Source organism: uncultured Aquimarina sp., from assembly GCF_947492965.1.
In the GTDB taxonomy this organism is placed as follows: Bacteria; Bacteroidota; Bacteroidia; order Flavobacteriales; family Flavobacteriaceae; genus Aquimarina.
Genome location: NZ_CANLOZ010000002.1, coordinates 705,694 through 727,535, shown reverse-complemented (window position 1 = coordinate 727,535; position 21,842 = coordinate 705,694). Strand labels below are relative to the sequence as shown.

At 32.5% G+C, this 21,842-nt stretch carries 24 protein-coding genes; 13 read left to right on the top strand and 11 right to left on the bottom strand.

The window, feature by feature from the left end:
• The first annotated feature begins 40 nt into the window (after nucleotides 1-40).
• Nucleotides 41-1,483 (top strand): T9SS type A sorting domain-containing protein, encoded by a 1,443-nt coding sequence (locus Q1B37_RS07705; RefSeq protein ID WP_299897431.1) that lies wholly within the window; start codon nucleotides 41-43, stop codon nucleotides 1,481-1,483.
• Between the two features lie 95 nt (nucleotides 1,484-1,578).
• Here the strand turns inward: Q1B37_RS07705 and Q1B37_RS07700 are convergent, their stop codons facing one another.
• The 6 genes from Q1B37_RS07700 to Q1B37_RS07675 all read right to left on the bottom strand — a co-directional run bounded on the left by Q1B37_RS07700 (nucleotide 1,579) and on the right by Q1B37_RS07675 (nucleotide 5,707).
• Complete coding sequence (locus tag Q1B37_RS07700; RefSeq protein ID WP_299600819.1) at nucleotides 1,579-1,944, bottom strand: SnoaL-like domain-containing protein; 366 nt, start codon at nucleotides 1,942-1,944, stop codon at nucleotides 1,579-1,581.
• 83 nt (nucleotides 1,945-2,027) lie between these two features.
• The gene (locus Q1B37_RS07695; protein ID WP_299897428.1) at nucleotides 2,028-3,335 is read right to left on the bottom strand and encodes a deoxyribodipyrimidine photo-lyase; all 1,308 of its coding nucleotides are present in this window, start codon (nucleotides 3,333-3,335) and stop codon (nucleotides 2,028-2,030) included.
• Between the two features lies 1 nt (nucleotide 3,336).
• Entirely contained in the window at nucleotides 3,337-4,035 is a 699-nt protein-coding gene (locus tag Q1B37_RS07690; protein WP_299600825.1) for an SDR family oxidoreductase, read from the bottom strand.
• A gap of 14 nt (nucleotides 4,036-4,049) precedes the next feature.
• Nucleotides 4,050-4,544 (bottom strand): SRPBCC family protein, encoded by a 495-nt coding sequence (locus Q1B37_RS07685; RefSeq protein WP_299600828.1) that lies wholly within the window; start codon nucleotides 4,542-4,544, stop codon nucleotides 4,050-4,052.
• Nucleotides 4,545-4,615: 71 nt separating this feature from the next.
• Nucleotides 4,616-4,972: a hypothetical protein gene (locus Q1B37_RS07680; protein WP_299600829.1), complete on the bottom strand. Its 357-nt coding sequence runs from the start codon at nucleotides 4,970-4,972 to the stop codon at nucleotides 4,616-4,618.
• 72 nt (nucleotides 4,973-5,044) lie between these two features.
• Nucleotides 5,045-5,707 carry an MIP/aquaporin family protein gene (locus Q1B37_RS07675; protein ID WP_299897425.1) on the bottom strand — a complete coding sequence of 221 codons (663 nt, stop codon included), beginning with the start codon at nucleotides 5,705-5,707 and terminating at the stop codon, nucleotides 5,045-5,047.
• 127 nt (nucleotides 5,708-5,834) lie between these two features.
• Between Q1B37_RS07675 and Q1B37_RS07670 the strand changes: the two genes are divergently transcribed.
• A complete protein-coding gene (locus Q1B37_RS07670) occupies nucleotides 5,835-6,674 on the top strand; it encodes a DUF2911 domain-containing protein (protein WP_299897422.1) in 840 nt (279 codons plus the stop codon).
• 65 nt (nucleotides 6,675-6,739) lie between these two features.
• Here Q1B37_RS07670 and Q1B37_RS07665 read toward each other — a convergent pair whose 3' ends face one another.
• Complete coding sequence (locus Q1B37_RS07665; protein WP_299897419.1) at nucleotides 6,740-6,925, bottom strand: hypothetical protein; 186 nt, start codon at nucleotides 6,923-6,925, stop codon at nucleotides 6,740-6,742.
• 193 nt (nucleotides 6,926-7,118) lie between these two features.
• A complete protein-coding gene (locus Q1B37_RS07660; RefSeq protein ID WP_299897417.1) occupies nucleotides 7,119-8,096 on the bottom strand; it encodes a Gfo/Idh/MocA family oxidoreductase in 978 nt (325 codons plus the stop codon).
• A 217-nt stretch (nucleotides 8,097-8,313) separates the two neighbouring features.
• On the opposite strand from Q1B37_RS07660, the gene Q1B37_RS07655 reads away from it, so the two are divergent.
• The 6 genes from Q1B37_RS07655 (at nucleotide 8,314) to Q1B37_RS07630 (ending at nucleotide 13,617) form a co-directional block, all read left to right on the top strand.
• Entirely contained in the window at nucleotides 8,314-8,646 is a 333-nt protein-coding gene (locus Q1B37_RS07655) for a hypothetical protein (RefSeq protein WP_299897414.1), read from the top strand.
• A gap of 299 nt (nucleotides 8,647-8,945) precedes the next feature.
• Nucleotides 8,946-9,692, top strand: coding sequence for a 3-oxoacyl-[acyl-carrier-protein] reductase (gene fabG, locus Q1B37_RS07650; protein ID WP_299600842.1), 747 nt, complete (start codon nucleotides 8,946-8,948; stop codon nucleotides 9,690-9,692).
• A gap of 101 nt (nucleotides 9,693-9,793) precedes the next feature.
• Nucleotides 9,794-11,824 carry a VWA domain-containing protein gene (locus tag Q1B37_RS07645; RefSeq protein ID WP_299897411.1) on the top strand — a complete coding sequence of 677 codons (2,031 nt, stop codon included), beginning with the start codon at nucleotides 9,794-9,796 and terminating at the stop codon, nucleotides 11,822-11,824.
• Between the two features lie 24 nt (nucleotides 11,825-11,848).
• Nucleotides 11,849-12,664 (top strand): prohibitin family protein, encoded by an 816-nt coding sequence (locus tag Q1B37_RS07640; protein WP_299600846.1) that lies wholly within the window; start codon nucleotides 11,849-11,851, stop codon nucleotides 12,662-12,664.
• A gap of 134 nt (nucleotides 12,665-12,798) precedes the next feature.
• Nucleotides 12,799-12,978 (top strand): hypothetical protein, encoded by a 180-nt coding sequence (locus Q1B37_RS07635; protein ID WP_299897409.1) that lies wholly within the window; start codon nucleotides 12,799-12,801, stop codon nucleotides 12,976-12,978.
• Nucleotides 12,979-12,990: 12 nt separating this feature from the next.
• A complete protein-coding gene (locus Q1B37_RS07630; protein WP_299897407.1) occupies nucleotides 12,991-13,617 on the top strand; it encodes a hypothetical protein in 627 nt (208 codons plus the stop codon).
• Here Q1B37_RS07630 and Q1B37_RS07625 read toward each other — a convergent pair whose 3' ends face one another.
• The 3 genes from Q1B37_RS07625 to Q1B37_RS07615 form a co-directional block, all read right to left on the bottom strand.
• Complete coding sequence (locus Q1B37_RS07625) at nucleotides 13,618-15,390, bottom strand: sodium:solute symporter family protein (RefSeq protein ID WP_299897404.1); 1,773 nt, start codon at nucleotides 15,388-15,390, stop codon at nucleotides 13,618-13,620.
• 119 nt (nucleotides 15,391-15,509) lie between these two features.
• A complete protein-coding gene (locus Q1B37_RS07620; RefSeq protein WP_299897401.1) occupies nucleotides 15,510-16,022 on the bottom strand; it encodes a hypothetical protein in 513 nt (170 codons plus the stop codon).
• A gap of 15 nt (nucleotides 16,023-16,037) precedes the next feature.
• Complete coding sequence (locus tag Q1B37_RS07615) at nucleotides 16,038-16,949, bottom strand: OmpA family protein (RefSeq protein ID WP_299897398.1); 912 nt, start codon at nucleotides 16,947-16,949, stop codon at nucleotides 16,038-16,040.
• A gap of 327 nt (nucleotides 16,950-17,276) precedes the next feature.
• On the opposite strand from Q1B37_RS07615, the gene hisG reads away from it, so the two are divergent.
• Genes hisG through hisC form a run of 5 tightly spaced genes read left to right on the top strand, consistent with a single transcriptional unit; the run spans nucleotide 17,277 to nucleotide 21,836 of the window.
• Nucleotides 17,277-18,134 (top strand): ATP phosphoribosyltransferase, encoded by an 858-nt coding sequence (gene hisG / locus Q1B37_RS07610; protein WP_299897396.1) that lies wholly within the window; start codon nucleotides 17,277-17,279, stop codon nucleotides 18,132-18,134.
• Nucleotides 18,131-18,550 (top strand): GNAT family N-acetyltransferase, encoded by a 420-nt coding sequence (locus tag Q1B37_RS07605; RefSeq protein ID WP_299897393.1) that lies wholly within the window; start codon nucleotides 18,131-18,133, stop codon nucleotides 18,548-18,550. Before hisG ends, Q1B37_RS07605 begins: the two co-directional genes overlap by 4 nt.
• 45 nt (nucleotides 18,551-18,595) lie before the next feature.
• On the top strand, nucleotides 18,596-19,885 hold the full coding sequence (gene hisD / locus Q1B37_RS07600) for a histidinol dehydrogenase (RefSeq protein WP_299897390.1): 1,290 nt from the start codon (nucleotides 18,596-18,598) through the stop codon (nucleotides 19,883-19,885).
• A gap of 41 nt (nucleotides 19,886-19,926) precedes the next feature.
• Nucleotides 19,927-20,766 carry a DUF3667 domain-containing protein gene (locus Q1B37_RS07595; protein WP_299897388.1) on the top strand — a complete coding sequence of 280 codons (840 nt, stop codon included), beginning with the start codon at nucleotides 19,927-19,929 and terminating at the stop codon, nucleotides 20,764-20,766.
• Nucleotides 20,767-20,786: 20 nt separating this feature from the next.
• Nucleotides 20,787-21,836, top strand: a complete 1,050-nt coding sequence (gene hisC, locus Q1B37_RS07590) for a histidinol-phosphate transaminase (protein ID WP_299897386.1) — start codon at nucleotides 20,787-20,789, stop codon at nucleotides 21,834-21,836.
• Nucleotides 21,837-21,842: the final 6 nt, after the last annotated feature.

The following is a 21,842-nucleotide window of genomic DNA, read 5'->3' as shown; positions in this document are numbered from 1 at the left end:
TTTTTCGTTGGCAATTACACTAACAAAATAATCAACTTACATGAAAACTATTATCACGTTAATGGTCACGTTACTCGCGTGCCAACTTTTCTCACAACGTTCTAAAAAACCTTGGCATAATCATGAGAATTACAAAGAAGATGTCATTAAAGCTATTAAGCAGAGTCCTGAAATTTTAAATCCAAAGGAATTTTTTGATTTTCCAGAGGAATCTACTACTACAATCAATAATAATTATGAACAGCAATCTAATGCTAATATTTCGGAGTTCGTAAATGGTATAAATATCGCTTGGGTTTCATTTGGTAGGGATATAGGAGTAGATCCAGAATATGGAACAGAATACCATCCAGATTTAGATACTTTTAGTTTGGTTATGGATAAGGTAGTTAATGCTGGTGGGAATGTTTTGCGTTGGTGGTATCATACAAATGGTTCGACGAATCCAGTTTATGATATGGATCAAAAAGTAACAAATAACCCAGCTTTTTTTCATGAGGATGTTATAAAAATACTAGATCTGGCAGCTTCTAAAGGGTTACAAGTACAAATATGTCTTTGGTCATTTGATATGTTAAAAGATCAGTGGAATGTCGACGCTGTTGCTAATAAAAAAGTACTCACTGAGGATGAGAATATGGAAGCATATCTTACTAATGCCTTGATTCCTTTGGTTCAGGCTGTTGGAGATCATCCTGGTTTGTATGCTTGGGAAATTTTTAATGAAGCAGAAGGTATGACTACTGAGTTTGGGTCTCATTGGCCGGGATTTATAGAGAAAGTTTCAATTGTAGATATTCAAAAATTTATTAATAAAGCATCTGCAGCGATTAGAAGAATAGAACCTAATGTTATGATAACAAATGGAGCATTAGGTTTTCTTACAAACGTAGAAGATATTGATTTGGGATATCAAAATTATTATACGGATCAAAAACTTGAAGAAATTGGAGGTGAATCTGGGGGTTACCTAGATTTTTACAATATTCATTATTACAATTGGGCAGGAGAGAATGGTTCTCCATTTCATAATTTTTATTATGTTGAAAAAGTGGACAAAAAAGCTGTTATTGCAGAATATTATCCTGAGAACACTTTTGGAGTAGAAGCAGAGTACTTAGGAGTTGTCTTAAAAGAAAATGAATGGCATGGTTCTTTAGTGTGGTCTTGGACCGATCGTCCCTGGAGTACTATGGAGCCTATAATGATAAATATAGAATCAAACATATTGTCTGTTTCGGATATTGCACCTTTGGATTCTTCTAAAGTTATTCTGACTCCAAATCCGGTCGATAATCTTATTACAGTACATGGAATCACTAAAAATACGTTGGTTGAAATTAGCGATATTACTGGTAAAACCGTTTTTAAAACCATACTCAATAATGGTTTTCAAAACGTGATCGATCTTGGAGGTTTACAAGAAGGGATGTATCATGTTACATTAGATAAGATCGTGGTAAAAAGAATTCTAAAAAAATAATCTGATTAAGATTTGGAATAAATTTTAATAAAAAAACAAGCTTCATCAGAAGTGAAACTTGTTTTTTTTTAGATTTTACAGAAAATATAGATCTATTACGAAGGCATTGAATAGAAAAACTGTTCTTCTACTATTTTTCCATTATCTACACTATATACAGCTAATTCTTCCATTTGCATCCTTCCTTGACCTTTAAAAGTACAGTCCATTTTCATTCTGCAAGAGAAATGATTGTCCGCAACCACTGGATCAGAAATTTCTCCGCCATGAAATTCTTCTACGGTAGCATACCATTCCTGACTTTTTTTGGTTACAGCATCTTTACCTTGTATCACTGGGTTTGGAGCTCCAGGCATTTCTTTACTAATAATATTATCTGCGTATAATTCCTTTAATGCCTGCATATTCTCACCTTGACGGCAAAGTTCTACCAGACGATTAGCTACTTCTTGTGTATTCATTGGTTTTAATTTTAATAATTTGTGACCCTTAAATTACAAAAAATAGCTATCTGCATTTTTAAAGAAATGTTATAATTTGGTTATCAGGCAACTGCTTCTTTATATACTTTTAAGCAGCGTTCTCTAGCCATTTTGTGATCTACCATGGGTTTAGGATATGTAAGTTCATTAATATCTGGTACCCATGTATTGATATACTCTAGTTTTTTATCGAATTTGGTTACTTGTGTTGTTGGGTTAAAAATTCGGAAATAAGGAGCAGCATCTACTCCAGACCCAGCAGCCCATTGCCAATTTCCAATGTTGGCTGACATGTCGTAATCCAATAATTTTTCTGCAAAATATGCTTCACCCCAACGCCAGTCTATAAGAAGATGTTTACATAAAAAGCTAGCAACAAGCATTCGTACTCTATTATGCATGTAGCCGGTCTCATTTAATTGTCGCATACCTGCATCTACCAATGGATATCCTGTTTCACCTTTTTTCCACTTCTCAAATTCTTCTTCATTATTTCGCCATTCGATTCGGTCGTATTTAGGTCTAAACGCCTTATCCTTTGTATGTGGAAAATGCCATAGAATTTGCATAAAAAATTCTCTCCAGATTAATTCAGACCAAAAAACCTCATTCTTTTCTGCTATAGCTTTTTTTACCATTTTGCGAATACTAACCGTACCAAATCGCAAATGTGGACCTAGTCTTGATGTGCCATCTTCTTTAGCAGGGAAATTCCGTGTATCCTCATAGTTTTCAATTAGTGTAGGCGTAACAGTATAATCAGGAACTGTGATGTTGGATTTATTAAATCCCATATCAGATAATGATAAATTAGGCAGTCGGGTGTTTTTGATAAGATTATCAATATGCTGACTGGTATAATGGATTTTTAATTTTGACTCATCAAATTCTTCTTTCCACTTATTTTTGTAAGGCGTATATACGACATAGGGATCACCATCGGATTTTACAATTTCATCTATTTCAAAAATCACTTGATCTTTAAATGTCTTAAACTTAATAGAATTATCGTCTAATAACTTTTTAATACTTTCATCTCTTTCTTTCGCATAAGGTTCATAATCTCGGTTGGTGTATACTTTTTCTATCTTGTAATCCTTGATTAATGCTTTAAATATATCTAAAGGCTTCCCGTGAAAAAAAGCAATGGAGCTATCATTATTTTCTTGTAACTCTTTTCTCATATTTTGCAAAGTTTCGAATATAAAAGATACCCTCGCATCGTTTTCTGGAAGTTTGTCCAATATTTCGTCATCAAAAATGAATACGGGCAGTACAGGATTTTCGTCTTTAAGTGCTTCAAGGAAACCAATATTATCATCAAGCCTAAGATCTCTCCTGAACCAGAAAATGTTTACTTTTTTAGACATTTTAATTAACGTTTAAAGTAGACATACCTCCATCTACACCTAAGATTTGTCCTGTGATCCAGCTGCTATCATCGCTTAATAAGAACTTAGCAATATTGGCAATATCTTCGGCTTCTCCAACTCTTTTAAGTGGGTGGCGTTGATCCATTTTCTCTCTTTTCTTTTCATTTCCTAATAACCTTTCGGCTAAAGGCGTATCGGTTAGAGAAGGAGCAATAACATTAACTCTTAGTTTCGGAGCATATTCGGCAGCTAGCGCTTTAGCAAAACCTTCTATAGCTCCTTTGGCAGCTGCTACGCTTGTATGGAATGGCATACCTACTTTTACCGCCACGGTACTGAAAAAGATAATACTTGCTTGCTCGGATTTTTTTAGATGAGGAACAATAGCATGCATGATTTTTATTAAAAACATAAAATTAATCTGCATATCTTCTTGAAAAGCCTCTAGACTTAGCATTTTAAAAGGTTTTAGGTTGATACTACCTGGACAGTATACAAAACCATCTAATTGTTCTGGAAGTAAAGAAGTATCAATTTCATCGGTAGAAGCATCATATGGAATATGTGTCACCTCTAAATTCCCTAAATTTTGAGAGGTTCTAGATGCAATATATATATTATGATCTTTATAAAGCTTTAATGCAATTTCAAAACCAATTCCGTGACTTCCACCAATTAGTAAAATATTTTTTCTCATATTATTTTTTATTCTTAAACTGTTGCTGTTTCTTGTTTTGTGTTATGCTTGAAGGTTCCAAAAAGTTCAATTAACTTTTGCTCACGATACTCGAATATCTCTTTTAGTTTTGGCTTAACCAAAAAGGGATGTACCAATTGACCTAAAATGCCAAAAGGGACTTTATAATCAATAATATCTTCCATTTCTACACCTCCAGGAATTTCTTTAATAAAATGTTTATGATGCCATAAAGCATAGGGGCCAAATCGTTGTTCGTCCACAAAGTATTCCTTATCAATAGCATGTGTGATTTCTGTGACCCATTTGGTTTTGATTCCTGCGATAGGTGTTACTATATATTGTATGATTTGTCCCGCATACATTTTTCTATCAGCTCCGGATAAGATTTCAAAACCCATATAATCGGGTGTAATGGTCTTTAGATTATTCGGATCAGATAAGAAATCCCAGGCTTCTTGCAAGGAGATCGGAAGATTCTGTTTCGTCTGTAATGTATAAATTTTCATTGTATACCTTTTTATTAGGATAAAGGTACAATGATTTTGTTTAATTCTTTAACTAAAAAAGTTAAACAAAATTAAAAATAAGAAATAGCCCAAGATTTAGCTTCTTCTAAACAATCAAAAAACACAAATGATTTATCGAACAGTTTTTGCTCTTCAAGAGCTTTATCACGATCTGTTTTTTCTTTTGAAACAATAGCAAGGCCTTTCATATTTGATAGTTGACCTTGTTTGTATACATCAATAGATACTTCGTGATTGTTGAGTCTGTTTGAGATTAAAACAAACTTTTTGTCTTTATAAAAACTACGTAGTTCCTTTCTAATGATATTAGCTTTTTCCAAAGTAAACGTAATTCCATTATTAACGGTTATAATAGCAAACTTTTCATATAACTCTATCGTACAAAAATCTGTAGTTTGTAATTGCATAAAAATTAATAAGCAATAAAGATATGTTAAATAAAGTTAATTTTAAAACGACCGGATTTTAGATATATCAGGTTAACAGTCGTTGCAGCAATTATCAGCTTTTGTTAATCTGCAAGTTAGAACAGCTAAAATAGCGCCTATTATTGGTGCTGTCATATACAGCCATTGGTGTTCCCAATGTCCTGATAAAAGTGCTGGTCCGAGTGATCTAGCTGGATTCATAGAAGCATTCGTCATGGGACCTGCAAACATAGCTTCTAAAAGTACAACACCACCAATAGCAATACCAGCCATCATACCAACTTCTTTAGATCCAGTAGATACATTTATAATGACTAGCATTAAGAAATAGGTAAGGAGTAATTCTAAAACAAATGCTTTATACGCTTCGAAAGATGGTAGTGTACCACCAAGAAACTCACTTTCCGGGAATAAAAATAATAAAACACTACTGGCAGCGATAGCGCCAATACATTGCGCTAGAATATATTTAGGAACTTCTTTCCAACTAAATTTTTTTGCAAAGGCAAATGCGACAGTAACCGCAGGATTAAAATGAGCCCCAGAAATGTCACCAAACGAATAAATCATGGCCATCACAATCAATCCCCAGGTGATAGCAATTCCTACGTGAGTTACATCACCACCAGTTACTTCATTAATAGTCATTGCTCCCGTACCACAAAATATCATGGTGAAAGTTCCTATAATCTCTGCTATATATTTACGCATCATACAATTGAAAATGATGGCAAATATAACACTCCTTATTTTAAGTTTTTGTTAACTCTTAATGTATGTGTAATTATTATTTTCGTTACCAGTAATACTAATTAACGGAATAAAATTAAATACAATTACAATGAAAAAGATCGTCTTATTTGTTTCTGTGGCTTTATTATCATTAGGTGTAAAAGCGCAGGTAGAAACTCCACAGCCAAGTCCTTTATCAAAAATTGAGCAAGTTGTTGGGTTAACTGATGTAGCTATTGAATATTCTCGTCCTAGCATGAAAGGACGTACTATTTTTGGAAACTTAGTTCCTTTTGATAAATTATGGAGAACAGGTGCTAATAAGAATACACAGGTAACTTTTAGTGATGATGTAAAAGTAGAAGGAGCAGACCTTAAAAAAGGTACTTACGCTATTTTCACAAAACCAGGAAAGGAGAGTTGGGAAGTTATTTTTTATAGCGATGCTAATAATTGGGGTACACCACGCCAATGGGATGATAGTAAAGTAGCTGCTACTGTAAAAGTAAAAGCGACTAAAATTCCTATGAAGGTAGAAACATTTACTATTATGTTAAGTGATTTTACGATGGATAGTGCTTTAATTAATATTTTATGGGAGAATACTGAAGCTGCTATAAAGTTAGAGGTTCCTACAAAGAAAAAAGCTACAGAGAGTATAGAAAAGATCATGGCAGGTCCTTCTGCTAATGATCATTATCAAGCGGCTGTTTTTTATAAAGAAACAGGAGATATAGCAAAAGCAAAAGTACACATTGAAAAAGCTGTGGCTGGAAGAGCTGATGCTTTCTGGTATCACAGACAGCATTCTTTAATATTAGCTAAGAGCGGAGATAAGGCTGGGGCAATAAAAGCTGCTAAAACTTCGTTACAATTAGCAGAGAAAGCAAATAATGCGGATTACGTAAAACTAAATAAAGATTCCCTTGCAGAGTGGGGAGCTAAATAAACACTCTTTTTTTTCACACAAATGGAAAAGCGCTCTAAATTTTAGAGCGCTTTTTTTAATGGCTTTTAAAACTCTATGCAAAACAATTGTCTTGGATTAACACAACATCTTTGATCTATGTATGGATTGTTTTCTAGACATTCATTTACGATGTCTGTTAACCAAGGTGGTGTATCTCCTCCTTTTACCGATTTTTGTTCGTTTTTTGATAATGTTTTTGTACCTCTTAGGTTTTTGATGTTTTGTAACATAATAGTTTTAATTTTAATTAAAGAATAATAAAACACTTCTAATACGGTGCTTTTTTAATACTTCACGATATCACTAAAATGTTACTATTTATTATTAATTTTTTTATGAAGAAGTTTACTTAATAGCTTTTTATTTTATTAATAAAAAAATATTAACTGTTTCTACAGGGTTTGTGAATTGTATTACTTCTATCTAATATTCTAGTTTGATTTCTTTTCTAACGTTATCTAGTAATTCGATAAGGTGTAGGCTCTTTTCAAAAGACATTACGGTACTTTCTATATTTCCTCTTTCTAACATATTCTGTACATGAATTGCCTCATAATTATATCCATTAGTTACTACTGGAAATTCATATAATTTGGAATCTCCATCTTTAGTAATGGTGACGGAAGATGGTTCGTGAAAACGACTATTTATTATGATCGTTCCATGTTCTAGTTGAATAATAGCCTTTGTTTCAGTTTTTTGAACAACAGAAGAGAATAGATCAGCAGATACATTGTCTTCATAATGAAGCATTATCTTGCAATCTTCATCTATCCCAGTCTCGCCAAAATTGGCAGAAGCTTCGATTTTTTCTGGAATTCCTATAATGCTTAAAGCAGCGAATAGAGGATATATCCCAACATCTAATAAGCTGCCACCTCCTAGTTCTTTTCTGAATATTCGGTTATTAGGATCAAACGCACTAGCAAATCCAAAATCAGCTTTCAGAGACTTAATTTGACCTAGCTGATTTGCTTTTAAAGTTTGTAAAACAAATTCATAATGTGGTAAAAAGTATGTCCAAAGTGCTTCCATCAGAAATGTATTTTGTGATTTAGCCATTTGTATCATTTCTAAAACTTGAACTTTATTCATCGCGAAAGGTTTTTCACATAGAACGGCTTTTTTCTCATTAAGACACATCATGGTATTTTCGTAATGAAAGGCATGCGGAGTAGCAATATATATGATGTCAATTTTAGCGTCTTTGGCAAGTTCAATATAACTTCCGTAGTGGGTTGGTGTTTCATAAGCATCTCCGAAATCTTTTGCTTTTTCAATATTTCTGCTAGCTACAGCTTGTAATTTTGCGTTAGGAATACTTTGTAAATCTTGAGCAAATTTATGTGCTATTTTACCACAACCTAAGATACCCCAATTATATATTTTGTTAGAATTCATTGTCTTTTAACTCGATGATGTTATGATTTTATGACGGGGATTTTCCCTCGAATAAATTATTGTTTTTGTAGTTTTTTAGAGATTTTGTAATAATTTATCTACAATTTGTTTAAATGTTTAACAAAAACATAAAACACAAAGCTATACTGCTGGATTTCTTTGATCTTTTCATATTTATTGGTAAATTTAAGACACTCACTTTTAAAACCAAACCATTATGGAAAATGACATTACTTTAACACTCTCTCCAAATCGACAAAAGCATACGCTTAGGTTGAGCAGAATGAAAGAAGAGCTTTCTGCTATGCTTTCTGATTTACACTCTTACCGTTGCGAGCCATGCACTCCAGATATGCATCAACAGTATTTAGAATTGGATCATAACGGTCGCAAGTTATCACAAACGTTAATGAATACCACAGATTTACTAAAAGAGGCTGGTCGATTATCAAAAGAGGTAGGAGATGAGATTTTTGGAGTAATGAAAACTTATAATACGTTTCAGAAGGATTTATCTTCTTATCGATCAGAAGCAGTTGCACATCATTGATTATAAGTTCAAATATAATTTTTAAAAACCTTGATCTTTCATAGATCAAGGTTTTTTATTTTTATTTCAGGAGCTGCACAATGAAGTTTATTAACCTCAAGATATTCAGTGCTCTAAACAGAATGAAGTAAAGTATTGGAGCTTTAATGTGTTTTAGAGATCATATTATATGTTCAAAACCCTATATAAATCAATGTTTTTATTATTGTATGCCTGAGAGTTATTCTTATATTTGAACACACAAATCAGGCATATTATAGCGATATGATATGTGATACCAAAAAAATATTACAGAGCGAATGAATCTCTTACAAGGTAAAACTGCTATTATCACAGGTGCTACACGTGGTATTGGCAAAGGAATTGCACAGGTTTTTGCAAAAAATGGTGCTAACGTTGCATTTACATTTAGTTCTTCGGTAGATGCTGCAACAGAATTAGAAAAAGAATTAAACGATTTAGGAGTTAAAGCAAAGGCTTATCAGAGTAATGCTGCAAGTTTTGAACAATCAGAAAGTTTGGTTAAAGATGTATTAGAAAACTTCGGAAGTATTGATGTGTTAGTTAATAATGCTGGGATTACAAAGGATAACTTATTGATGAGGATGAGCGAGGAGGATTTCGATAAAGTAATCGAAATAAATCTTAAAAGTGTTTTTAATATGACCAAAGCGGTTCAGCGTACAATGCTTAAACAACGTAAAGGAAGTATTATTAATATGAGTTCTGTGGTTGGAGTAAAAGGAAATGCAGGTCAGGCTAATTATGCTGCTTCTAAGGCAGGTATCATTGGATTTTCGAAATCGGTAGCGTTAGAATTAGGATCTAGAAATATTAGAAGTAATGTAATTGCTCCTGGATTTATAGAAACGGAAATGACTGGAAAGTTAGATGATAAGGTGGTAGATGAATGGAGAAAAGCAATCCCACTAAAAAGAGGTGGCTCTCCAGAAGATATTGCAAATGCTTGTCTATTTTTAGCTAGTGATTTAAGTGCATATGTTACAGGTCAAGTACTAAATGTAGATGGTGGTATGTTAACCTAAATCTTCAGTTTTTTAATAAGTTTAAGATCTTTTAAATTAAATCTGATTAATTTTCGTTTTGAAATATGAAATCTTAAATTTTAAGATTGTAACAAAAAAGAATGCAGATACATAATATAGGATTGATTATCGCAGCAGGAATAATTGCACTAATTATTTCTATATTTCAGTATATTTATAAAGCAAAAAACAGAACAAAAAAGCATCTGTTTTTTGCTTTATTACGTTTTTTGAGTGTGTTTACACTGTTGATTTTATTAATCAACCCTACGTTTCGCAAAAAATCGAGCTATATCGAAAAACCTTCTTTGATCATTGCGGTAGATAATTCATCCTCTATAAAACATTTGAGTCAAAATAAACCGGTTATTGAACTTGTTGATAAATTTCAAAATTCGGAAGAACTTCAAGATAGGTTTAATGTAAAGTATTATACTTTTTCAGATCGTTTAGAAGATACATTGAATTTGAATTTCGATAAAAAACAAACAAATATTTCGAATGCTCTTGGAAATTTAGATCAGATTTATAAAAACTCCAATGCACCAACAGTTTTGGTGACCGATGGTAATCAAACATATGGGGCAGACTACCAATTCAGTAGTAAAACGTATAAACAACAGGTTTTTCCAGTAATTGTTGGAGATACAGCAAAAGTTGTAGATACTAAAATTCAACAATTAAACGTAAATCGATATTCTTATTTGAAGAATAGATTCCCAGTTGAAGTGATTCTTACTTACTCAGGCATAGATGATGTATCAACAAAATTTGAAATAAAATCAGGTCAGAATACAATTTATTCTCAGCCAGTTTCTTTTTCTAAAGATAATAATTCGGAAATTATAAATTTAACGTTAGGAGCTTCTAAAGCTGGAGTTTTGCAATATACCGCTAGATTAGTGCCGTTAGAAAATGAAAAGAATGTTGTTAATAATAACAAAGATTTTGCAGTAGAGGTAATTGATCAAAAAACGAATATTCTTTTGGTTAGTGATATGACGCATCCAGATCTTGGAGCTATAAAAAAGAGTGTAGAAAGTAACGAGAGAAGAAGTATCACGATCCTTAAGCCAGCAGAAGTTCGAGATATAGAAGATTATCAGTTAATAATCTTATATCAACCTAATACAAGATTTAGCAGTGTTTATAAGAAGATTACAGATGCTAAGAAAAATCACTTTACTATTACTGGCTCTAAAACAGATTGGGTGTTTTTAAACAAAGCTCAAAATTTATACAAGCAGGAAATTACAAGGCAAACAGAGTATTATCTTCCAAGATTCAATAATAATTACGGAACTTTTTTATTAGATGATATTGGTTTCGGTGGTTATCCACCATTAATAGGAACATTTGGAGAGATTGCCATGAATTCTTCTTATGATGTGGTACTTCATAGAAATATAAGTAATATCAGTACCGAAGAACCCTTACTAGCAACTGTAGAAGATAATGGTACCAGAGAAGCGGTTTTGTTTGGAGAAGGTATTTGGAGATGGAGAGCACAATCTTATTTGGATACAAAGAGTTTTGAAACTTTTGATGAATTCTTGGGTAAACTAATTCAATATCTTGCTTCTAACAAGAAAAAAAGTAGACTTAATACGATTGCAGAATCTTTTTATTATGGAAATTCCAGTATAAAAATAAAGGCGGAATATTTTACCAAGAACTATGAATTTGACAATAGAGGAAATCTTAGTATCAGTCTAAAAAACAAAGATACAGAGCAATCGCAAACAATTCCTATGTTATTAAAGAATAATTCATATGAAGTTGATTTAAGTAGTTTGTCTTCCGGGAATTATGATTATACGGTTTCGGTAATTGGAGAAAATATAAGCCGTTCGGGGAGTTTTAGTATTTTGGATTATAATGTCGAACAACAATTATTAAATGCAGATGTAACAAAACTTACTGAAGTAGCGACTAATACGAACGGAAAGGCTTATTTTATGAATCAAGATGATATTTTGATACAAAATCTTATGGCAGATGAAAGGTACAAAGCGGTTCAGAAGAGCAAGGAAAATATCGTATCTTTAATAGATTGGAAATATCTCTTAGCAATACTCATAGCGCTATTAAGTATCGAGTGGTTTATGAGAAAATATAATGGGCTTATTTAATTATTAAAAAACTAAAAAATTATCATGGAAAAATTACCTAAAATAGGATTACCTATTCTAATCATCATTGTATTAACTATTGTGTTTGTGTCGAAGTCAACAGTTACTATCGGATCTGGAGAAGCTGGAGTTCTTTATAAAACATTTGGAGGCGGAGTAGTAACGGATGCACCACCATTAGGAGAGGGATTTCATCTAGTAGCGCCATGGAATAAAGTAATAGTATATGAAGTTAGACAACAAGAAGTATTTGAAAAAATGCAAGTATTATCTTCTAATGGTCTAGAGATTAAATTAGATGCTTCTGCTTGGTTTCAACCAGATTATGGGAAACTAGGTTTGTTGCATCAGCAGAAAGGAGAGGAATATGTACAGCGAGTATTACTTCCAACAATTCGTTCTGCAGCACGTAGTGTAGTAGGTAGATACACACCAGAACAGTTGTACTCTAGTAAAAGAGATGCGATTCAAAAAGAAATTTTCGAAGAAACTAAAAAGATTGTTGGAGATCAGTATATTCAGTTAAATGAAGTTTTAGTACGTGATGTTACTTTACCTCCGACAATTAAAGAAGCGATAGAAAGAAAGTTAAAGCAAGAGCAAGAAGCGTTGGAGTATGAGTTTAGATTAGAGAAAGCTAAAAAAGAGGCGGAGAGACAAAAGATTGATGCAGAAGGTAAAGCTGTAGCCAACCAGATTCTTAGTGCTTCTTTAACAGATAAAATTCTAAAGGAAAAAGGAATCGAAGCTACATTACAATTAGCAAAATCTCCTAATGCGAAAGTTGTTGTAGTAGGATCTGGGAAGGATGGTATGCCTTTAATTCTTGGAAACCAGTAAAACATAACAGAATTTATTGCGGTTAGGTAACTGCAAACTTTTTAAACCCATCTTTCAACTAAGTGTAAGATGGGTTTTTAATTTTGTAACATTTTGGATCATTTAGATACTTATAAATAAAACAAGATTATACTATGAACTATATGTTTTTTGCTTTATTGAGTTTTGCTGGTTTTCTTTCTTTAGAAAATGAAAAGAATGGCAAAAAGAAACGATTGTTTACGTTTTTATATGTGTCTTTAATAGTTGTAGGTTTGCTATACTGTTTTGGAGAATTTATTGGAAAGTTGTTATATAACTTTCTTCATCTGTAATTTGTTGATTTAATGAGAAAGATAGTTCCATTTGATAATTTTGAAGAAGCAATTAAATCCTTAGATAACGGAGGAAGATTTTACAATATACTAACGAAAGCAGAGGATGGTGTGATCTCTACTGCCGAATTGGGTAAGGTTTCTGGCTTGTTTAATGATAAACAAAAAATGATTTTATTTCTGGATGTAGCGACTTCTAAATTAGAAGTTTCTGATAGAAACAGAGTAATATCGTATTTGTCAGATGAATTACAATTGATTTATAATTCACATAAAACCAGGGAAGTTATAGATGCTAAGGAGATGGAGTCGATCGAGTTATCATCAAATGTGATCATCACGGGAATACCCAAAAAGATTGCTTCCAAATCAAATTTTAATGGTTTTATAATGGTTCCCATTGTAGCTGGAAAAGTAACAACTTTTAGTATGATTACTATCATAGATACCTACAATGTTTATGAAATATCAGATATCAATTCCTCTACAAGTTGTATCATTGCGCATTCTAAAGAATTCAAGAAACTTCCAGAAAGACAAATGAAAATAGCGGGTGTAGTAAAAGAAATCACGTCTAAAAAAGACGCAGAAGAGTCTTCTAATAAATATGTGGAAGCACTTTATTATTTAGAACGATAATCATTTCCTTCTTATTTTTAAAAGAACAATTACTGCTACAGCTGTAATAGTAAATAATATCAGGGCACCTATGAGATTACCATAAATAAGATATCCAGTGCCAAATAGCGAGCAATATACAAGCAATACACCTAATAACATAGAGGCTAGATCAATTGTAAATTTATCCGAACTATCATCTAACCCAATATTATCTTTTCTTACTTTTTGTTTAAAACCATTCCATCCATTACCGAAAGGTTTTACTTTATTATAAAATTTAATCAGTGTTTCATTTTTAGTGGGTTTGGTTAGTAAAGTAGCGGCTACCCAACTTATTGTTGTTAAAATTACTCCGATTACTAATTCTTGATATCCTTCTAAACGAGAACCAAATATATGCTCATGGATAAATTCAAACCAAAGTGCAATAATAAATGAAACAATCATCCCAGTTATTTCGCTATAGGCATTTATACGCCACCAAAACCATCTTAGAATAAAAATTAAGCCTGTTCCCGCGCCAATTTGCAATAGTATTTTAAAAGTACTTAATGCGCTTTCTAGAGCCAATGCAATTAATGCTGCAAATAACATAAGGCCTATGGTACTTATACGTCCAACATTAACTAGTTTTTTTTCACTGGCATTGGGGTTCATAAAGCGTTTGTAAAAATCAATAGCGATATATGAAGATCCCCAGTTAAGATGGGTGGAAATAGTACTCATAAAAGCAGCAATTAACGAAGCTACAACTAGCCCTAATAAACCAGCTGGTAATTTGGTTAGCATTGCTGGATATGCAAGGTCGTGTCCAATGATTCCAGAGTCTACATTAGGAAAAGCTTGTTGTATAGAATTTAATTCTGGAAAAATCACTAATGAAATTAAAGCAATTAGGATCCAAGGCCATGGACGTAAAGCATAGTGTGCAATATTAAATAGCAGGGTAGCACCGACAGCATTTTTCTCATCCTTGGCAGAGAGCATTCTTTGCGCTATATAGCCACCACCACCGGGTTCTGCACCAGGATACCAAACGCTCCACCATTGGACAGCTAATGGTATTATCAATAGCGTTATAAGAGAATTGGAGTCATTAAAATCGGGTAAAAAATTAAGCTGAGGACTGACATTTTCATGTGCTAACAAATTAGATAATCCTCCAACTTCAGGAAGGTTAATAAGATAATAAGCTGCTGCAATTGATCCTATCATTGCCACAATAAACTGAAGAAAATCTGTAAAAATCACACCTCTTAGCCCTCCTAATGCACTGTAAATTACAGTAATGATTGAAGCATATAATACACATTCCCAAGGCGCTAGTCCAAATAAAATACCACCAATTTTTATAGCTGCGAGACACACAGATGCCATGATCATAATATTAAAAAAGACACCCAGATAAATAGCTCTAAAACCTCTTAGAAAGGCGGCAGCTTTTCCGCTATATCTAATTTCGTAAAATTCCAAATCGGTTAGCACTTCTGATCTTCTCCATAATTTAGCATATACGAATACAGTTAGCATTCCAGTAAGTAAAAATGCCCACCAAACCCAGTTTCCTGAAATTCCATTTTGTCTAACAATGTCAGTTACCAAATTTGGAGTATCCGCAGAAAATGTGGTAGCTACCATAGAAATACCTAATAACCACCAAGGCATGTTACGTCCGGATAAGAAAAATTCGCTAGCACTTTTACCTGATTTTTTGGAAACAGCAATACCAATGATAGCAAAAACAATAAAAAATGAAATAATGATAATCCAATCTAAGGTAGATAATGACATATAATAGAGAGTTAATTAGATCACGTAAATCTAACACTTTTTTATTATTCTTTATTTCAAAAAAAATGCCTTTAAGCGTTCACCGCTTAAAGGCAAATATTGATTAGAGGTAATTTATATTACTTCTGATTTTTTAGTTTTTCTGCTTGATCGGTCCAATTATCCCGTTCTATTCGACCTGGGAAGAATTGAATCAGTTCGGTAACTGTTTCGATATCTTCTTTGGTAAACCTACTGATTTGATCAAAAGTAAATATTCCAATACTATTTAGTTTTTTCTCTATAAAAGGACCAACTCCACTTATTCTTTTCAGATCATCTTTTTGAGTTTCATCAGCTTTACCGAAACTTTCAAAATTTAATTTTGGTTTTTCAACAGCTTCCGTTTCAACTTTTATATCTGTTGTTTCAATTGCTTTAGGCGCTTCTACAGGAATTGGTTGAGAGAATGTAGTATTAGCTTTTTTATAACTTCCATTTCTAAGTTTTTCCTTTTCCTTTAGACATTTATCTAATTCTGCTTGGTATTTATTTTTAAGTGACCACCTAGATAATAACCATCCTAAAAGGAAAGCGATTAATAATAATAGTAATAGGCACCACCAGTTTGCTTCGTTTAAAAAATCTAACATTGTTATCGTTGGTATTTAGTTTACAGTTATTTCTATTCTTCTATTTTTTGCTCTGTTTTCTTCGCTATCATTAGGAACGATAGGGTCTGTTTCTCCTTTGGATTTTGAAGAAAGCTTTTCTGCAGAGATCCCTTGAGAGATGAAGTACTTTTTTACATTTTCAGCTCTTTTTAACCCAAAGTACTGATTGGATTTGTTATCACCAATATCGTCTGTATGTCCAGTGATCAACACTTTTTTAGCTGGGTATTTGGTAAGATAACTTTTTAACTCGAGCGCATAATTGGCAAGGGTTGCATCCGGTTTGAATTCTTTTGACCCAAAATCTGAATACAATGTTTTATTGGCAATACCTTTTTCTACTTCTTCTAATCTAGATGTATCTAGTGTATGGAAGTTTAAAAGAATTCCACCATTATATTTTCCATTTTCATCATAAGAGTATTCTTGTAATTTTGCTTTAGAAACAAGGCGATCACCATTAATTCCTGCATCAATCAAAATATTCTTAATAAAATTAGCTCTGGAAATACCTGTAAGGCTATCAGCTTCTTTTTCGGCAGAAGTTTCATAACCGTATATAATTAATTCCTGATCTTGGTGTTGTCCTATATAATCAGCTATTTTAGATTCAAAACCTTTTAGTTTTTCGGGAATGAATACATCGAGATTAGAATTGTTAATTTGAAGATTGGCAGGATACCTGAAGATATCGTTGTTGTCGATATCAAATGCAAATAATCCATTAGCTAAAGCAATACTGTCTTCGTATGCTTTTTTTGCTTTGGCTTCTGCTTCAGGATCTATTTGTTTGACAATGGTGGAATTACTATCTCTATCTCCTAAACAGATAGGGCAGGAATAGTACCACCACATGGCCAGTAATGCAAATAGGATAAAAATTAAAAAGGAAATTAAATTTCTCATAGGTTGATGATTAGTATTACTCTTTTAAATTTATGAAATGTTTTAATTAATCTGTTAAAGCAGAATGATTTATGCATCAAAAAAAGATGAATTGCAAAAAATTAAGCTGAAATACATTTTGAGTAAAACTTTTTTTTTATAAATTCGCTGCAGATTTAGAAAAAATGAAAAACATACTTTTACATCATCATCATTCTTACATTTCCGCCCAAGCGTGGTAAGTTGATATGTGTAAAAGTGAATCATATATAGTAACCCGTTTGAGCAAAGTCAAACGGGTTTTTTATTTAAACTTGTTTTGAACTGACCAAACACAACAACAAAAACATGTCAAAAATTAGAATTGCTATTCAAAAAAGTGGAAGATTAAACCAAGATTCGGTTCAGATCCTTAAAGATTGTGGAATTTCTATAGATAATGGAAAAGACCAATTGAAGGCAGCCACTAGAAATTTCCCTATGGAAGTTATGTTTCTTAGAAACGGAGATATTCCACAATATTTAAGAGATGGAGTAGTGGATATTGCTATTATCGGTGAAAATGTATTGGTAGAAAAAGGAAAGGATATCGATATTGCGGAGAGATTAAATTTTTCTAAGTGCAAAGTATCACTTGCGGTTCCAAAGGATATGGAGTATAATTCTATTCAGGATTTGGAAGGAAAAAGAATTGCTACTTCTTATCCCAATACTGTCATTGAATATTTAAAGGAGAAAGGTGTTTCTGCTGATCTCCACCAGATTTCAGGTTCGGTAGAGATAGCGCCGAATATCGGTCTAGCTGATGCAATTTGTGATATAGTGTCTAGTGGAAGCACACTATTCAAGAATAATCTAAAAGAAGTAGAGGTTATGCTTACTTCTGAAGCAGTTTTAGCGGTTTCTCCTAAGATTAGTGAACAAAGCAAAGAGATATTAGCTAAGTTACAATTCAGAATACAAGCAGTACTTAAAGCAAGAGCTTCTAAATATGTTTTGCTAAATGCTCCAAATGATAAAATCGATCGTATTGTGGATATTTTACCAGGTATGCGAAGTCCTACAGTATTACCGCTGGCAGAAAAAGGTTGGAGTTCTATACACACTGTGGTAGAGAAAAATAAGTTTTGGGATATCTTGGATGAATTAAAATCAGAAGGAGCTGAAGGGATTCTGGTATGTCCAATTGAAAAAATGGTATTATGATATCAATCACTCTTATACCTAAAGAAAATATCCAAATCATTGTTCCTTTTTTAGAACAACTCAATCCTAATATCAGTAGAGAAATCTTGTCAAATAGGTTAGCAGAAATGATTCTTCAAGGGTACGAGTGTGTTGGTGTATATGATGATAAAACTTTAATTGGTATTTCTGGGTTGTGGTTTCTTACCAAATATTATATTGGGAGACATGTAGAGCCAGATAATGTATTTATTCTTCCAGAATATCAAGGAAAAGGCATAGGTGAGCTTTTGATGAATTGGATTTTTGATTATGCCAAATCTAAAGGGTGCATCGCTTCTGAGTTAAATTGTTATTTAGGTAACGAAAAAGCACATAATTTTTGGGAGAATCAAGGGTATAAGAAAATTGCATATCATTTTCAGAAAGAATTATAATGATTAATATCTCTTACTAATAGAGATCAAAAAGTATTGATTGTTTTGAATAAAATATATAATCCAGAAAAAAGTACGTGGTCGGAAATTTTAAAACGACCAACTCAAACGGTAGCAGATATTGAGGACGTTGTTTTAGATGTTTTTAATGAGGTAAAGGAAGATGGGGATCTTGCTATTAATAAATATACAGAGAAGTTTGATAAGGTTTCTCTTAGTACTACTTTAGTTAGTAAGGAAGAAATAGAAACAGCTAAGAACAGTGTCTCATCTGATCTTAAAGATGCTATTCTTATTGCCAAATCTAATATTGAAGCTTTCCACGCAGCACAAAAAACGGATAAGGTTTCTATTGAAACTGCAAATGGTGTTAATTGTTGGCAAGAGAAAAGACCTATTCAAAAGGTTGGTCTTTATATTCCAGGCGGAACAGCTCCATTATTTTCTACAATTTTAATGTTAGCAGTTCCAGCAACTATAGCAGGATGTAAAGAAATTGTGCTGTGTTCGCCTCCTGATAAAGAAGGAAAAATAAACCCTGCTATCCTGTATACAGCAAATCTTTGTGGAGTAACTAAGATTTTTAAAGTAGGTGGAATTCAAGCGATAGCAGGAATGACTTTTGGGACAGAAACGATTCCTCAGGTATATAAGATTTTCGGTCCTGGAAACCAATTTGTAACCGTTGCCAAACAGTTAGCGACTAAGTTCGGTGTAGCAATAGATATGCCGGCAGGTCCTAGCGAATTGTTAGTAGTTGCAGATGATACAGCAGATCCTTCTTTTGTAGCTTCAGACTTATTAAGTCAGGCCGAACATGGAAAAGATAGTCAGGTGATTTTAGTATCTACCTCCAAAGATTTGATAGAGCATGTAGAGTTAGAAGTAGCGAAACAATGTGATGTATTACCAAGAAAGGAAATTGCAGAAGCTGCCATAGCAAATTCTAAATTGATTTATGTTGCAGATGATAAGGAGGCTTTAGAATTGATTAATGAATATGGTCCAGAGCATTTTATTGTATGTGTAAGTGATGAAGCGTATTATATCAATAATATCTCCAATGCAGGTTCTGTTTTTATAGGTAATTATACTCCAGAGAGCGCAGGAGACTATGCTTCAGGAACTAACCATACATTACCTACAAACGGATATGCTAAACAATATAGTGGTGTAAACCTAGATAGTTTTATGAAATCTATGACCTTTCAGAAATTATCTAAAGAAGGCATAAAGAATATTGGAAATGCTATCGAAATTATGGCAGAAGCAGAAGGTTTACAAGCGCATAAAAATGCAGTGACCTTGCGATTACAGAGTTTGAAAAATGGTTAGATAATAATTTTATAAAGAATATAAACTAAAATTGGAAATTAGTGAGTTGTAGAAATTGTTCATATCTCATATCTGAAAATTCAGATTACTGTCAATCTTGTGGCGCAAAAGTGATAAGAGAACGAATTACTTTTAAAGGATTAAAAAGTGATTTTTTCAGTAATGTTCTAGGGCTAGACAATCTCTTTATTAGAACATTGATTGGTATAGTTACTTCTCCACAAAAGGTTATTTCAGAATATATTTCAGGAACAAGAAAGAAGTATATGAATCCATTTGCGTTTCTGGTAATTGGTACTGCAGTTGCAACATTTACGTTTAACTTTTTTTCTGAGAAATATATCGAATTAATGTTATCCGCGCAAAATGAAGCAATGTATGAAACAATATTTTCTATTACACAACCTGAATTAGATAAAGAATCAACGGCTTATCAGGAACAGTTTTTACAATACAAACAAGAGCAACATGAGATAAATAAAGGAACTCAAAACTTTATGCTTAAATATTTCAACTTTATTGCCTTTCTAATGATTCCTTTTTATGCCTTATTATCATTCTTAGTATTTGGAAAGAAAAAATATAATTATGGAGAACATTTAGTAATTAACTCCTATTTATTAGGATTAGCATTATTTTCAGGAACACTCTTCTTTTTACTTGGATTAATTACTTCACCTTACATATACATGGTAAGTTCTTTAGTTGTCATCTTTTATTACTCTTATACCTATAAAAAATTAGGTGATTATAGTATTGGACAAATTTTTTTAAAGTTCTTAAAGTTTATAGCAGTATTGATCCTTTTGTCTATAGCTTTCGGCATTCTAATTATAATAATAACAATTGCATTTGTATTTCTCTTTAAGTTATTTCAATAAATAAAGAAGCACAATAAATAATGAAAACGATAAAATTCAATATAGACCAATTAGTTCGCGAAAATGTAAAAGATTTACAGCCATATTCATCTGCTCGTGATGAATATGTTTCAGATGGTTCGGAAATGATTTTTTTGGATGCAAACGAAAACCCTTATGAAAATGGGGTAAACAGATATCCTGATCCACAACAAAGAAGTCTTAAAGCTGTATTAAGTGAGCAAAAAAACATATCAACTGATTGTATTTTATTAGGAAATGGGAGTGACGAAGTTTTGGATCTTTTGTTTAGAGCGTTTTGTGAACCAAAAGTAGATAATATCATCACATTGCCACCAACTTATGGGATGTATAATGTATTAGCAAACACCAATGATATAGAAAACAGAAAAGTTCTTCTAAATGATAATTTTGAGCCTAATGTAGCTAAGATATTCGATACAGTTGATCACCAAACAAAAATGATATTCTTATGTTCTCCAAATAATCCTACTGGTAATTCTTTTTCAGAAAAGAGTATAGTAGATATTTTAGAAAACTTTAATGGGTTGGTTGTTATTGATGAGGCTTATATTGATTTTTCATCTCAAGAAACATGGATTGGTAAAATCAAAGAATGTCCTAATCTTATTATTACACAAACATTATCTAAAGCATATGGAATGGCGGGTATTAGACTTGGATTGTGTTATGCTTCTAAAGAAGTTATAGGGGTTTTAAATAAAATTAAACCACCATATAATGTAAATGAACTAACACAGCGAAAGGCATTAGAAAGAGTAGAGGATGTAGCATCTGTAGAAAGAGAGGTAGACAATATTTTAAAAGAACGAGAAAAGATAAAGGTTGCCTTAGAGGAAATTAGCTTTATTGAGAAGATCTACAAATCAGATGCTAATTTTGTCTTGGTAAAAGTAGATGATGCTAATAGTAGATATAACCAACTTTTAGAAAAAGGAATTGTGATCCGAAATCGAACAACACAACCACTTTGTGAAAATACCTTACGATTTACAGTGGGTACGACAATAGAAAACCAAAAATTAATAGAAGCATTAAAGAGTTTGTAATTGTCA